Here is a 12,526-nt window from a genome sequence, read left to right as displayed (position 1 = left end):
ACCCTGTTCGGCCACCATATGGCTAAGCTCAGTAATGTCCTCGTGGTTCATCCGATCGAACCGGCGTTTTTGACTTTCTTGTCGACGGACCTTATCCTTGATGTAGTTACGGAATTTGACCTTAAAATAGGTATACAACCGCTCAGAATCTGACTCTATTCCAGGTTGAGAGCCTAGAAGTTCATAGAGAATGAGCATCCCTTCTTGATCCCAATCGCTCTTCTCCCAGAGCTTTATATAGTATTCCTTGCGGGTACGGTGCACAATCCCTTGGACTCGCTGGTAAATTTCTTCAAAGCGCATGACTTCTCCTTTCACTGTTGCATCTAGTATAAGCAAATATGGAGAAGAGAGACAGGACATTTTTGTCAGAAAAAACGCCTGCTTACGAAAAAATCCCATAATTGAGACTGTTTCGTAAACAAGCGTTACGTTTTTCATTATATGATATATGATGATGAGTGTTACCGCCGATCTAAATCGGCGGTAGACCAGAGCTAGACTAAGAATCTTTAAAGACTCCATCATCATAACACTCAACAAAATTGATGATTTTATACAAGTTCAATAATCGCCATTGGTGCAGCATCGCCACGACGTGGTTCAGTCTTCAGAATACGAGTGTATCCACCATTGCGTTCTGCATAACGAGGTGCGATTTCTGAAAACAATTTTTGAAGAGCAGTAGTTGATGTATATTTATCAGTTGCTTCATCGTAGCTTTCAGATGCAATTTCATTACGAACAAATGCAGCAGCTTGACGGCGGGCATGTAAGTCGCCACGTTTACCAAGTGTAATCATTTTTTCAACTGTTTTACGGATTTCTTTAGCACGAGCTTCAGTTGTAACGATAGACTCATTAATCAACAAATCAGTTGTCAAATCACGCAACATTGCTTTACGTTGTGAGCTAGTGCGTCCTAGTTTACGGTATGCCATTAGTTCCTCCTATATTATTTATCTTTTTTCAGTCCTAGACCAAGGTCAGCTAGTTTAATTTTTACTTCTTCCAAGCTCTTGCGTCCAAGATTTCGAACTTTCATCATTTCTGGCTCAGTTTTTTCGGTCAAATCAAAGACTGTATTGATTCCTGCACGTTTCAAGCAATTGTATGAACGAACAGACAAATCCAACTCTTCGATGGTACGATCCAACATCCGATCATCTGAAGCTGGCTCAGCTTCCTTCATTACTTCTGCAGATTTAGCAACATCTGTCAAATCAGTAAAGAGACCAAGATGTTCCATTAAAATGCGTGCCGAAAGCCCAAGAGCATCTTCGGGATTGGTGGTGCCGTTAGTCATGATTTCAAGTGTCAATTTGTCAAAACCATCGTTGCTTCCAACACGAGCTGGTTCAACTTGGTAGTTGACTTTTACCACTGGTGTGTAGATAGAATCTACTGCCAATGTCCCCACTGGAGCTTCATCTTTTTTATTCCCTTCAGCAGGTACGTAGCCGCGACCTCTATTTACAGTTAAAATCGCTTTAAAGCTCGCGCCTTCGCCAATAGTAAAAAGATAGTGGTCAGGGTTTACAATTTCAATATCGCTATCTGTCAAAATATCGCCGGCAGTAATTTCTGCTGGTCCTACTACATCAAGCTCAATTTTCTTTTCGTCTTCGACATAAGATTTTACAGCGATTCCCTTGATGTTCAAGATGATTTGCATGACATCTTCGCGAACACCTGGAACTGTGTCGAATTCGTGGAGTACGCCATCAATCTTAATCGATGTTACTGCAGCACCTGGTAGTGATGCGAGAAGTACACGACGAAGTGAGTTACCCAGAGTTGTGCCATAGCCGCGTTCTAGCGGTTCAACAACAAATCTGCCGTAATCTTTATTTTCATCAATTTTTGTTATAGTTGGTTTTTCAAACTCAATCATTTCTTACTCCCTCTTAAACGAAAAGCTGTGTATCGTTTTTATGATTATACACGGCGACGTTTTGGAGGACGAGCACCATTGTGTGGTACAGGAGTCACATCACGAATTGCTGTTACTTCAAGACCAGCGGCAGCAAGAGCGCGGATAGCAGACTCACGACCTGAACCTGGGCCTTTTACGGTAACTTCAACTGTTTTAAGACCGTGTTCTTGTGCAGATTTTGCAGCTGCTTCTGAAGCCATTTGGGCTGCGAACGGTGTGGATTTACGTGAACCTTTAAAACCAAGAGCACCAGCTGAAGACCAAGCAAGAGCATTACCATGCACATCAGTAATCATAACAATAGTGTTATTAAATGTAGCGTGAATATGTGCAATACCAGATTCGATATTTTTCTTCACACGACGTTTACGTGTTGGTTTAGCCAATTTTTCTACCTCCTATTTTATTTTTTCTTACCAGCAATCGCAACAGCTTTACCTTTACGAGTGCGAGCATTGTTTTTAGTGTTTTGTCCACGGACAGGAAGTCCACGACGGTGACGGATTCCACGGTATGAACCGATTTCCATCAAACGCTTGATGTTTAAGTTAACTTCCCGACGGAGGTCGCCTTCAACTTTGATTCCATCCACTTCCCGACGGATAGCATCTTCTTGATCAGATGTTAGGTCTTTTACACGGATATCTTCTGAAATACCTGCTGCAGCAAGGATTTTCTTAGATGTTGCGAGACCAATACCGTAAACGTAAGTCAATGAAATTACCACACGTTTGTCATTTGGAATATCAACTCCAGCAATACGAGCCATTTTTTCTCCTTTCTATCTTAACCTTGACGTTGTTTGTGTTTTGGATTTGCTGGGCAAATTACCATAACACGACCATTACGACGAATAACTTTACAGTATTCGCAAATTGGTTTGACCGATGGTCTTACTTTCATGTTTTATCCCTCCAAGTATTTCGACTATTTAAAGCGGTATGTGATACGGCCACGTGTCAAATCGTAAGGACTAAGCTCGACAGTTACGCGGTCTCCGACCAAAATACGAATGTAGTTTTTGCGGATTTTACCGGATACTGTTGCCAAGACTTGGTGTCCATTTTCCAACTCAACAGTAAACATAGCATTTGGCATTGTATCGACTACTTTGCCTTCAATTTCAATCACATCTTCTTTTGCCATGCAAAAGTTTCTCCCCTCTAAATTTCGATTTGATGCCCTCTGAACACAGAGGTAACAATTATAAGTCAGACTAGCCTATTTTATCATTTTCCAATTTAAAATGCAAGTCATATCAATTGATTTATCTGAGTTTTGACAAAACTTTATCAATGTCTGAAAATACAACTTCGATGTCCTGATCCCCTTTAATATCGTGGACTAAGCCTTTATCGCGATAATGGGCAATGATTGGATTTCCCTGTGCGATATTGACCTCTAAGCGTCGCTTCACTGACTCTGGCTTGTCATCTTCGCGTTGGTAATAATCATTTTCATCATACCCAGCAGCTGGCGGATTAAAGACCTTGTGGAAGGTTTCTCCAGTTTCTTTGTGAATGATACGACCACTCAAGCGTTCCAAAAGTTTGGATGGAGCAATTTCAATATTGACAACACCTTGCAGTTCTAAATCAAGGTCTGCCAATGCAGCATCCAAGGCGTGAGCCTGTTCAATAGTCCGTGGGTACCCATCTAGCAAGAAACCTTTTTCTTTGATATCATCTTGGGATAAACGCTCCTTAACGATACCATTAGTCACTTCATCCGGAACAAGGTCACCCTTGTCAATATAGGATTTGGCTAATAGTCCCATCTCTGTTTGATTAGCCATAGCCGCACGGAACATATCACCAGTGGAAATATGTACAACACCAAATTTTTCAACAATTTTAGCTGCTTGAGTACCTTTACCGGCACCTGGTAAACCCATAATCAAAAGATTCATGATAACTCCTTTTTCAACATTGGTAAATCGTTATTCACCTAGGACAATAACTGAATGGTTTTCAGTCAATTTTATAAATTGATGGTTTTGCTTTCACATAAGTTTGCCCGGCTGACAAACTTATCTAAAAACAAAATAGAAGGTTGACAAGGTCAACCTGTATTCTATTCTGTAATATCCATAAACCCTACGTACTTTCTCTTTAGAAGGAACCCTTCCAATTGCTTAATACCTTCAACACTTGTCATGATAATGATAATCAGACTAGTGCCGAGAAAAGCAATATTAGAAGAAAGACCTAATAGATTCTGAGCAAGGATTGGCAAAAGGGCAACAAATCCGAGAAAAAGTGCACCAACTGTTGCCAAGCGCATCAAGAGTTTTGAGAAGTAAGCTTCTGTACCATTACCAGGTCGAACACCGTGGATATAGGCACCGCTCTTTTGAAGGTTTTCAGCTGTCTTTTCAGGATTAACTTGAACAAATGTATAAAAGAAGGTAAAGAGAATGATGAGTAAAGCGTACACAATCATACCTTTTACTGTTGTATAGTCAAAGAATTCCTGAAGAGCTGTCAACCATGAGTAACTCTGATTTTGACTTGCAAAGAATTGTACGATAGAAGTTGGAATAGCTGTAATCGAACCAGCAAAGATGACAGGAATGACGCCTGCTGGATTCAATTTCAGCGGTAAATAAGAGCTAGACGGAGCGCCTTGTGCTCTTTTAGTGTACTGGATAGGAATCTTATACTCTGCTTGCTGGACATAGGTTGTGAAGTAAACAATGGCCAACACTGCTACAGCAAGGATAGCGACAAAGATAATCGATTCTGTCATCCGACTAGAGTCAATATTGACAAAACGGTCTTCGTAAATCTCTGAAATCGTTGTTGGTAGGGAGGAAATAATCCCTGCAAAGATAATCATAGATGTACCATTTCCATAACCCTTATCTGTAATTTGCTCCCCCAACCAAGTCACAATCATTGAACCTGTGGTGAGAATGGAACCAATAACGACATAGGTCTGCCAATTAAGGGTCATAGTGGTCAACTTGGCACCTGACAAGGCATTCAACCCAGCAGTAATACCAATGGATTGAACAAAAGCCAGTACAAGGGAGATGTAGCGAGTCGCCTGATTTAACTTGCGACGGCCGACCTCACCTTGCTTGCCCCATTCTACAAACTTTGGCAAGATATCCATCTGCAATAATTGCACGATGATGGATGCCGTAATGTAGGGGCTGACACCAAGAGCAAAGACTGAAAAATTTTTCAAGGCATTACCTGATACCAAGCTCAGCATGTTCAAGAATGGAAGCTTTGAAACAGCCTCCAAGCTTTTAGCGTTGATTCCTGGTACGGTAATATGCGTTCCAACGCGGAAGACGAAAAGAATAAAAATGGTAAAGAAGATTTTACTCCGAACATTTTTAACCTTTAAGGCATCTCTTAATAGTTTAAAAAACATAGACTGCCACCCCTTAGATGACTTCTACTGAACCACCTTTTGAAGTGATTGCTTCTTCAGCTGATTTAGAGAATTTAGCAGCTTTCACTGTCAATTTCTTCGTCAATTCTCCGTTACCAAGGATTTTAACTCCTGATTTTTCAGCACGAACGATTCCAGCTTCTTTTAGAACAACTGGAGTTACTTCAGCGCCATCTTCAAAGACGTTCAATTGATCAAGGTTTACAATAGCATACTCTTTTGCGTTGATGTTTGTGAAACCACGTTTTGGAATACGGCGGAACAATGGAGTTTGTCCACCCTCAAAACCAAGGCGTACTCCGCCACCGCTACGAGCTTTTTGACCTTTTTGACCACGACCAGATGTTTTACCATTACCTGATGATGTACCACGACCTACACGGTTGCGAACTTTACGTGAACCTGCTGCAGGTTGTAATTCATGAAGTTTCATTATATATTTTCTCCTCTTTCATATGCTAGCGCCTGTGGAGAGCAAAGGAACTACATCCACAAACTCGCCTTGCTCTGCAAAAATCTAAACCAAACTATGTATCGTCAACTCCTCAAGATAACCTAAAATCTCTGCTATTTTTTAGATTGACACTTTCTATCTAAAGAACGGCAGGGTTCGATTAGCGACTGTTCTTCTTTGGCGATTTTATTGAGCATTGATAATAATTGACTAGAAGTCGCAAAGATTTCTCTATGCGACTCCAGTCTATTTGTATACAATATACGACTGGTAGTATTCATTAATTGCTTTGAACCACTCAGTCGTTCTTGCAAAGCGGGGGTATTTTCGAAATCAAAGATTTCGACCTCACCACTTACTTAACTTCTTCAACAGTTACCAAGTGAGAGATGGCGTTCACCATTCCCAAGATAGCTGGAGTATCTTCTTTAACGACTGAAGAGTTCAATTTGCCAAGACCAAGCGCCACAACTGTTTTACGTTGTGATGGAATACGGCCGATTGGAGACTTCGTCAAAGTAATTTTAATTTGAGCCATGACTTCCCCTTTCTTATGCCAAATCTGAAAGTGAGATGCCACGAAGTGCAGCAACCTCTTCAGCACGTTTCAATTGTTTCAAGCCCTCAACTGTTGCACGAACGATGTTGATTGGAGTGTTTGAGCCAAGTGATTTAGAAGTAATATCTGCAACACCTGCCAATTCGACAACGGCACGAACTGCACCACCAGCAGCAACTCCTGAACCTTCTGCAGCTGGCTTCAACAATACCTTCGCACCACCAAATTCTGAACGAACTTCGTGCGGAATAGTTGTGCCAACCATTGGTACTTCGATTAAGTTTTTCTTAGCAGATTCAACTGCTTTACGAATAGCTTCTGGTACTTCTTGAGCTTTACCAGTACCGAAACCTACACGTCCGTTACGGTCACCAACAACCACAAGAGCTGCAAAGCGAAGACGACGTCCACCTTTAACAACTTTTGTAACACGGTTGATGGCTACTACGCGTTCTTCAAATTCAACTGCGTTATCTTTAAATGCCATTTCTTAGTGTCCCCCTATTAGAATTTCAATCCGTTTTCACGAGCTGCGTCAGCCAAAGCTTTCACACGTCCGTGATAGAGATATCCACCGCGGTCGAAGACCACTTCAGAAATACCTTTAGCTACTGCGCGTTCAGCAACGAGTTTACCTACAACAACGGCTTGTTCTGTTTTAGTTCCTTTCGAAACTTCTTTATCAAGAGTAGAAGCGCTTGCGAGCGTTACACCCGCTACGTCATCAATCACTTGAGCGTAGATGCCTGTATTAGAACGGAAAATGTTCAAACGTGGGCGAGCAGCTGTTCCAGAGATTTTACCGCGAACGCGACGGTGGCGTTTTTGGCGGACTTTGTTTTTATCTGGTTTTGAAATCACAATTTTCACCTCTTAATGATTAGTATGTCTCAATGAGACGAATGTTTGGAAAAAATAGGAACCAGCGGTTTGAGAACCACCATTCACTATTATTTACCAGTCTTACCTTCTTTGCGGCGAACAAATTCACCGACATAGCGGATACCTTTACCTTTATATGGCTCAGGTGCGCGAAGGCTACGAATGTAAGCTGCTGTTTGACCAACAACTTCTTTGTTGATACCAGACACATGGATAAGTGTTGGTGATGGAACTTCAAATGTTACACCTTCTGGCGCAATCACTTCATCAGGATGTGATTTACCAACTGCAAGTGTCAATTTGTTACCAGCCAATTGAGCACGGTAACCGACACCACGCATTTCAAGTTCTTTTTTGAAGCCTTCAGAAACGCCAACAACCATGTTGTTGAGGTTTGCACGACTAGTGCCATGGATAGTCTTCATTTCTTTTGAATCGTTTGGACGGTGAAGAGTTACTTCTGTACCTTCCACACGGATTTCAATAGCTGTTGGGAATTCACGAGTGAGTTCCCCCTTAGGTCCTTTTACAGTAACCACGCCGTTGTTTTGAGAAATCTCAACACCAGCAGGCAAAGTAATTACCTTATTACCAATACGTGACATTTTATTTTTTCTCCTGTTAGATTATCAGGCCGACTAGCGACCAGTTTTCACGGGGGCTCATGATACAAGGATATCAAAACCAAAACGAAAATGGGAAACATACCATAGAAACAAGGGTTTCTAGAGAAGTTTATTTTTTCGCACAGGTTTTAGCCCATGATCAAACGAGCAGATTTGATGGTAGCTCTTTCGAGATTACCACACATACGCCAATACTTCTCCACCAACGTTCTTTTGACGAGCTTCTTTATCTGTCAAAAGACCTTCTGATGTCGAAATGATTGCAATTCCAAGTCCGTTAAGAACTTTAGGAATATCTTCACGTTTTGAGTAAACACGAAGACCAGGTTTTGAAACACGTTTCAAGTTTGTGATAACACGCTCACCATTTGCTCCATATTTTAAGAATACACGGATAAGACCTTGTTTGTCATCTTCGATGAATTCAACGTTTTTTACAAAACCTTCGTTTTTAAGGATTGTTGCAATCCCTTTTTTGATGTTTGATGCAGGTACTTCAAGCACTTCATGTTTCGCTTGGTTAGCGTTACGGATACGTGTTAGAAAATCTGCAATTGGGTCAGTCATAACCATTTTATTTTTCTCCTCTTACTAGCAGTTTGAATAGTTCACTTACTAGTTAATTCATGATACAAAGGATGCTACTAACCAGTGTGAAGATAGAAAACTTGTCTTTTTTCACACTGGCTTTTGCTTATGTTCAAATCAGCAAACAAACTTTGTATCGGGTTTGTTTTTTTTAAAATTAAGTTCAAGCTACAACCTTGACAAAGAAGATAGGTTTTCCTAGAAGTCAGCTTCGTTGTCAAACCCTCTACCTTTGCTTTGGTTACTTAACACTCTCTTTTATCTTACCAAGATGCTTTTGTTACGCCAGGAATTTGTCCAAGGTAAGCCAAGTCGCGGAAGCATACACGGCACAATTTGAATTTGCGGTACACTGAATGTGGACGTCCACATTTCTCACAACGTGTATAAGCTTGTGTCGAGAACTTAGCTGGGCGTTTGTTTTTAGCAATCATAGATTTTTTAGCCATTTATTCTCTCCTCTTATTTCGCAAACGGCATTCCAAGGCCTGCAAGCAAAGCACGTGATTCTTCATCAGTGTTAGCAGTTGTAACGATAACGATGTCCATACCACGAGTCTTGTCAACGTCATCGAAGCTGATTTCAGGGAAGATCAACTGCTCTTTAACACCTAATGTATAGTTTCCACGTCCATCAAATGATTTTGTTGGAACACCGTGGAAATCACGTACACGTGGAAGTGACACTGATACCAATTTATCCAAAAATTCGTACATACGCTCGCCACGCAAGGTTACTTTCGCACCAATTGCTACCCCTTCACGAAGACGGAAGCCGGCGATTGATTTCTTAGCTTTTGTGATAAGTGGTTTTTGACCTGAGATAAGTGCCAATTCTTCAGCAGCTTTCTCAAGGTTTTTAGCATTGGAAACAGCATCACCAACACCCATGTTCAAAACAATCTTATCAACTTTTGGTACAGCCATAACTGATGAGTAGTTGAATTGTTCTGTCAATGCAGGAACTACTTCATTAAGATATTTTTCTTTTAAACGATTTGCCATGTTACTTCTCCTTTCCTTCGTGATTAGTCAAGCACTTCGCCTGACTTTTTGTTGTAGCGCACTTTTTTGCCGTCTACAAATTTGTAACCAACACGACCCGCAACACCATTCTTATCAAGAACTTGTACGTTTGACACATGGATTGGTGCCTCTTTTTCAACGATTGCACCTTGAGGGTTTTCGTTGTTTGGTTTTTGGTGTTTCTTAACAAGATTGACACCTTCAACAATAACTTTGTTTACTTTTGGAAGAGCTGTTACGACTACGGCTTCAGCACCTTTGTCTTTACCAGCAATAACGCGAACTTTGTCGCCTTTTTTTACAAACATTTGATTCTCCTATATTTCTTACGCCCTAAGGGCACCCTACATGTTACATGTAGGGGACTAAGTTTGTTTTTAATTAAAGTACTTCTGGTGCCAATGAAACGATTTTCATGAAACCGCCGTCACGCAATTCGCGTGCCACTGGGCCAAAGATACGAGTTCCGCGAGGGTTCTTATCTTCACGGATGATAACTGCTGCATTTTCGTCGAACTTGATGTATGAACCATCTGCGCGACGAGCACCTGTTTTAGTACGAACGATAACTGCTTTTACAACATCACCTTTTTTAACCGCACCACCAGGAGTAGCTTGTTTTACTGAAGCAACGATCACATCACCGATGTTTGCAAATTTACGTCCTGATCCGCCAAGAACTTTGATGGTCAAGATTTCACGTGCGCCACTGTTGTCAGCAACTTTCAAACGAGTTTCTGTTTGAATCATATTCGTTTTCTCCTTTCAGTTTGATTAAATGATAACTGCTTCTTCCACAACTTCTACAAGACGGAAACGTTTTGTAGCTGAAAGCGGACGAGTTTCCATGATACGAACAATATCGCCCTCTTTGGCAACATTATTTTCATCATGAGCTTTGTATTTTTTAGAGTAGTTAATACGTTTACCATAGACTGGGTGGTTACGTTTAGTTTCAACTACAACTGTGATTGTTTTGTCCATTTTGTCAGATACTACACGTCCAACAAGAACTTTACGATTATTGCGTTCCATTGAAATTCTCCTTCCCTAGTCTATTATTTGTTTTCAGATTGCACGGTTTTGATGCGCGCAATTTGCTTCTTCACTTCGTTCAAACGAGCAGTTTGCTCAAGTTGACCAGCAGCAGCTTGGAAACGAAGTTCGAAGAGTTCTTTCTTCAATTCGTTTTCTTTCTTAGCAAGTTCTTCTTGAGAAAGGCCACGAAGTTCTTTTACAAAATCTTTAATTTCTTGAAGTTTCATGTCTTCTCCTTATTCTGCTTCACGTTTTACGAATTTTACTTTAACTGGTAATTTGTGACCAGCAAGTCGGAATGCTTCACGAGCGATTTCTTCAGAAACCCCTGCAACCTCAAACATTACCTTGCCACGTTTAACTGGTGCAACCCAACCTTCTGGAGCACCTTTACCAGAACCCATCCGAACCCCGATAGCTTTTGCAGTATATGATTTGTGCGGGAAGATTTTAATCCAAACTTTACCACCACGTTTCATATAACGAGTCATCGCGATACGGGCTGCTTCGATTTGACGGTTTGTAATCCATGAGCTAGTAGTAGCTTGAAGGCCGTATTCACCAAATGATACTTCTTTACCACCTTTAGCTTCACCGCGCATTTTTCCACGGAATTCGCGACGGTGTTTTACACGTTTAGGTACTAACATTTGTTATTTGCCTCCTTTAGCGTCTTTACGAGCCGGAAGAACTTCACCACGGTAAATCCAAACTTTAACACCTAGTTTACCATAAGTTGTCAAAGCTTCTTCCCAAGCGTAGTCGATATCAGCACGAAGGGTGTGAAGAGGAACAGTTCCTTCTGAGTAACCTTCAGCACGGGCGATGTCCGCACCGTTCAAACGGCCAGAAACCTGCGTTTTGATACCTTTAGCACCAGCGCGCATCGCACGTTGGATAGCTTGTTTTTGAGCACGACGGAAAGCAACACGTTGCTCTAGTTGACGAGCAATTGATTCACCAACAAGATGTGCGTCCAAATCAGGTGATTTGATTTCGATGATGTTGATGTGTACTTGTTTTCCAGTCAATTTGTTGAGTTGTGCACGTAGTGCGTCAACGTTTGATCCAGCTTTACCGATAACCATACCTGGCTTAGCTGTATGCACACTTACGATCACTTTATTTACTGCGCGTTCAATTTCGATAGTTGAAACCGCTGCGTCAGCCAATTCTTTTTTGATAAAGTTGCGGATTGCAAGATCTTCATGAAGGTAATCCGCGTATTCTTTTTCAGCATACCATTTGGCATCCCAATCACGGATGATGCCGACACGCATACCAATTGGATGTACTTTTTGTCCCACGTTTTTACCTCCTTATTTTTCTGCCACAACCACAGTGATGTGCGCTGTGCGTTTGTTGATTGGTGAAGCTGAACCTTTTGCACGCGGACGGAAACGTTTAAGAGTTGGTCCTTCGTTTGCGAAAGCTTCGCTGACTACCAAGTTTGCTTTCTCCAAGCCAAAGTTATTTTCAGCGTTAGCAATAGCTGACATCAATACTTTTTCGATGATTCCAGCAGCTTTGTTTGGAGTGAATTTCAAGATTGCGATAGCATCTGCTACACTTTTGCCACGGATGTTGTCCAAGACAAGACGTGATTTACGAGGTGAAACACGTACTGTGCGAGCAACTGCTTTAGCTGAAGTAATTTCTGCCATTGTGTTGTCCTCCTATTATCTTCTACGTGTTTTCTTGTCGTCTGCAGCGTGACCTTTGTAGGTACGAGTTGGTGCAAACTCACCAAGTTTATGACCTACCATATCTTCTTGGATATAAACAGGAACATGTTTACGTCCATCATAAACTGCGATTGTATAGCCGATGAAACTTGGGAAAATCGTTGAACGACGTGACCAAGTTTTGATTACTTTTTTCTTTTCGTCATTTGCTTGAGCTTCAACTTTTTTCATCAAATGCTCATCGACGAAAGGTCCTTTTTTAAGACTACGTCCCATTTTGTAGTTTTCTCCTTTAAAATATGTACCACAGCGGCTTGCCCACTAAGC

The 12,526-nt window shown here is 41.3% G+C and carries 24 protein-coding genes and 1 pseudogene; all 25 read right to left on the bottom strand.

Annotated features, from left to right (window positions below):
* A pseudogene (locus tag F602_RS0101655) lies at positions 1-303 on the bottom strand (sigma-70 family RNA polymerase sigma factor); the annotation flags it as partial.
* A 251-nt stretch (positions 304-554) separates the two neighbouring features.
* Positions 555-941, bottom strand: a complete 387-nt coding sequence (gene rplQ / locus F602_RS0101650; RefSeq protein WP_018166220.1) for a 50S ribosomal protein L17 — start codon at positions 939-941, stop codon at positions 555-557.
* 14 nt (positions 942-955) lie between these two features.
* Positions 956-1,894: a DNA-directed RNA polymerase subunit alpha gene (locus F602_RS0101645; protein ID WP_018166219.1), complete on the bottom strand. Its 939-nt coding sequence runs from the start codon at positions 1,892-1,894 to the stop codon at positions 956-958.
* 44 nt (positions 1,895-1,938) lie between these two features.
* Positions 1,939-2,322, bottom strand: coding sequence for a 30S ribosomal protein S11 (gene rpsK, locus F602_RS0101640; RefSeq protein ID WP_018166218.1), 384 nt, complete (start codon positions 2,320-2,322; stop codon positions 1,939-1,941).
* Between the two features lie 17 nt (positions 2,323-2,339).
* Positions 2,340-2,705, bottom strand: coding sequence for a 30S ribosomal protein S13 (rpsM, locus tag F602_RS0101635; protein WP_018166217.1), 366 nt, complete (start codon positions 2,703-2,705; stop codon positions 2,340-2,342).
* 17 nt (positions 2,706-2,722) lie between these two features.
* Entirely contained in the window at positions 2,723-2,839 is a 117-nt protein-coding gene (rpmJ, locus tag F602_RS10680) for a 50S ribosomal protein L36 (RefSeq protein WP_001808836.1), read from the bottom strand.
* Between the two features lie 24 nt (positions 2,840-2,863).
* Positions 2,864-3,082, bottom strand: a complete 219-nt coding sequence (gene infA, locus F602_RS0101630; RefSeq protein WP_002936627.1) for a translation initiation factor IF-1 — start codon at positions 3,080-3,082, stop codon at positions 2,864-2,866.
* A 121-nt stretch (positions 3,083-3,203) separates the two neighbouring features.
* Entirely contained in the window at positions 3,204-3,845 is a 642-nt protein-coding gene (locus tag F602_RS0101625; protein WP_018166216.1) for an adenylate kinase, read from the bottom strand.
* A 164-nt stretch (positions 3,846-4,009) separates the two neighbouring features.
* Entirely contained in the window at positions 4,010-5,320 is a 1,311-nt protein-coding gene (secY, locus tag F602_RS0101620) for a preprotein translocase subunit SecY (protein ID WP_018166215.1), read from the bottom strand.
* A 13-nt stretch (positions 5,321-5,333) separates the two neighbouring features.
* Positions 5,334-5,774, bottom strand: a complete 441-nt coding sequence (rplO, locus tag F602_RS0101615) for a 50S ribosomal protein L15 (protein ID WP_018166214.1) — start codon at positions 5,772-5,774, stop codon at positions 5,334-5,336.
* A 376-nt stretch (positions 5,775-6,150) separates the two neighbouring features.
* The gene (rpmD, locus tag F602_RS0101610; protein ID WP_018166213.1) at positions 6,151-6,333 is read right to left on the bottom strand and encodes a 50S ribosomal protein L30; all 183 of its coding nucleotides are present in this window, start codon (positions 6,331-6,333) and stop codon (positions 6,151-6,153) included.
* Positions 6,334-6,346: 13 nt separating this feature from the next.
* Positions 6,347-6,841, bottom strand: coding sequence for a 30S ribosomal protein S5 (gene rpsE, locus F602_RS0101605; protein WP_018166212.1), 495 nt, complete (start codon positions 6,839-6,841; stop codon positions 6,347-6,349).
* 17 nt (positions 6,842-6,858) lie between these two features.
* Positions 6,859-7,215 (bottom strand): 50S ribosomal protein L18, encoded by a 357-nt coding sequence (gene rplR / locus F602_RS0101600; protein ID WP_026183249.1) that lies wholly within the window; start codon positions 7,213-7,215, stop codon positions 6,859-6,861.
* 89 nt (positions 7,216-7,304) lie between these two features.
* Positions 7,305-7,841, bottom strand: coding sequence for a 50S ribosomal protein L6 (gene rplF / locus F602_RS0101595; RefSeq protein WP_018166210.1), 537 nt, complete (start codon positions 7,839-7,841; stop codon positions 7,305-7,307).
* Positions 7,842-8,036: 195 nt separating this feature from the next.
* Positions 8,037-8,435 (bottom strand): 30S ribosomal protein S8, encoded by a 399-nt coding sequence (gene rpsH, locus F602_RS0101590; protein ID WP_018166209.1) that lies wholly within the window; start codon positions 8,433-8,435, stop codon positions 8,037-8,039.
* A gap of 278 nt (positions 8,436-8,713) precedes the next feature.
* Positions 8,714-8,899 carry a type Z 30S ribosomal protein S14 gene (locus F602_RS0101585; RefSeq protein ID WP_002936651.1) on the bottom strand — a complete coding sequence of 62 codons (186 nt, stop codon included), beginning with the start codon at positions 8,897-8,899 and terminating at the stop codon, positions 8,714-8,716.
* Positions 8,900-8,912: 13 nt separating this feature from the next.
* Positions 8,913-9,455: a 50S ribosomal protein L5 gene (gene rplE, locus F602_RS0101580; protein WP_018166208.1), complete on the bottom strand. Its 543-nt coding sequence runs from the start codon at positions 9,453-9,455 to the stop codon at positions 8,913-8,915.
* A 23-nt stretch (positions 9,456-9,478) separates the two neighbouring features.
* Positions 9,479-9,784 (bottom strand): 50S ribosomal protein L24, encoded by a 306-nt coding sequence (gene rplX, locus F602_RS0101575; RefSeq protein ID WP_018166207.1) that lies wholly within the window; start codon positions 9,782-9,784, stop codon positions 9,479-9,481.
* Positions 9,785-9,857: 73 nt separating this feature from the next.
* Positions 9,858-10,226: a 50S ribosomal protein L14 gene (rplN, locus tag F602_RS0101570; protein WP_018166206.1), complete on the bottom strand. Its 369-nt coding sequence runs from the start codon at positions 10,224-10,226 to the stop codon at positions 9,858-9,860.
* 24 nt (positions 10,227-10,250) lie between these two features.
* Positions 10,251-10,511, bottom strand: a complete 261-nt coding sequence (rpsQ, locus tag F602_RS0101565; RefSeq protein WP_000440801.1) for a 30S ribosomal protein S17 — start codon at positions 10,509-10,511, stop codon at positions 10,251-10,253.
* A 23-nt stretch (positions 10,512-10,534) separates the two neighbouring features.
* On the bottom strand, positions 10,535-10,741 hold the full coding sequence (rpmC, locus tag F602_RS0101560; RefSeq protein ID WP_018166205.1) for a 50S ribosomal protein L29: 207 nt from the start codon (positions 10,739-10,741) through the stop codon (positions 10,535-10,537).
* Between the two features lie 9 nt (positions 10,742-10,750).
* On the bottom strand, positions 10,751-11,164 hold the full coding sequence (gene rplP / locus F602_RS0101555; RefSeq protein ID WP_018166204.1) for a 50S ribosomal protein L16: 414 nt from the start codon (positions 11,162-11,164) through the stop codon (positions 10,751-10,753).
* A 3-nt stretch (positions 11,165-11,167) separates the two neighbouring features.
* Positions 11,168-11,821, bottom strand: a complete 654-nt coding sequence (gene rpsC, locus F602_RS0101550; RefSeq protein WP_018166203.1) for a 30S ribosomal protein S3 — start codon at positions 11,819-11,821, stop codon at positions 11,168-11,170.
* Positions 11,822-11,833: 12 nt separating this feature from the next.
* Positions 11,834-12,178, bottom strand: a complete 345-nt coding sequence (rplV, locus tag F602_RS0101545; protein ID WP_018166202.1) for a 50S ribosomal protein L22 — start codon at positions 12,176-12,178, stop codon at positions 11,834-11,836.
* 15 nt (positions 12,179-12,193) lie between these two features.
* A complete protein-coding gene (gene rpsS, locus F602_RS0101540; protein WP_018166201.1) occupies positions 12,194-12,475 on the bottom strand; it encodes a 30S ribosomal protein S19 in 282 nt (93 codons plus the stop codon).
* Positions 12,476-12,526 lie beyond the last annotated feature (51 nt).

The organism is Streptococcus minor DSM 17118 (assembly GCF_000377005.1).
Classification (GTDB): Bacteria; Bacillota; Bacilli; order Lactobacillales; family Streptococcaceae; genus Streptococcus; species Streptococcus minor.
This window is presented reverse-complemented; position numbering and strand designations above follow the sequence as displayed.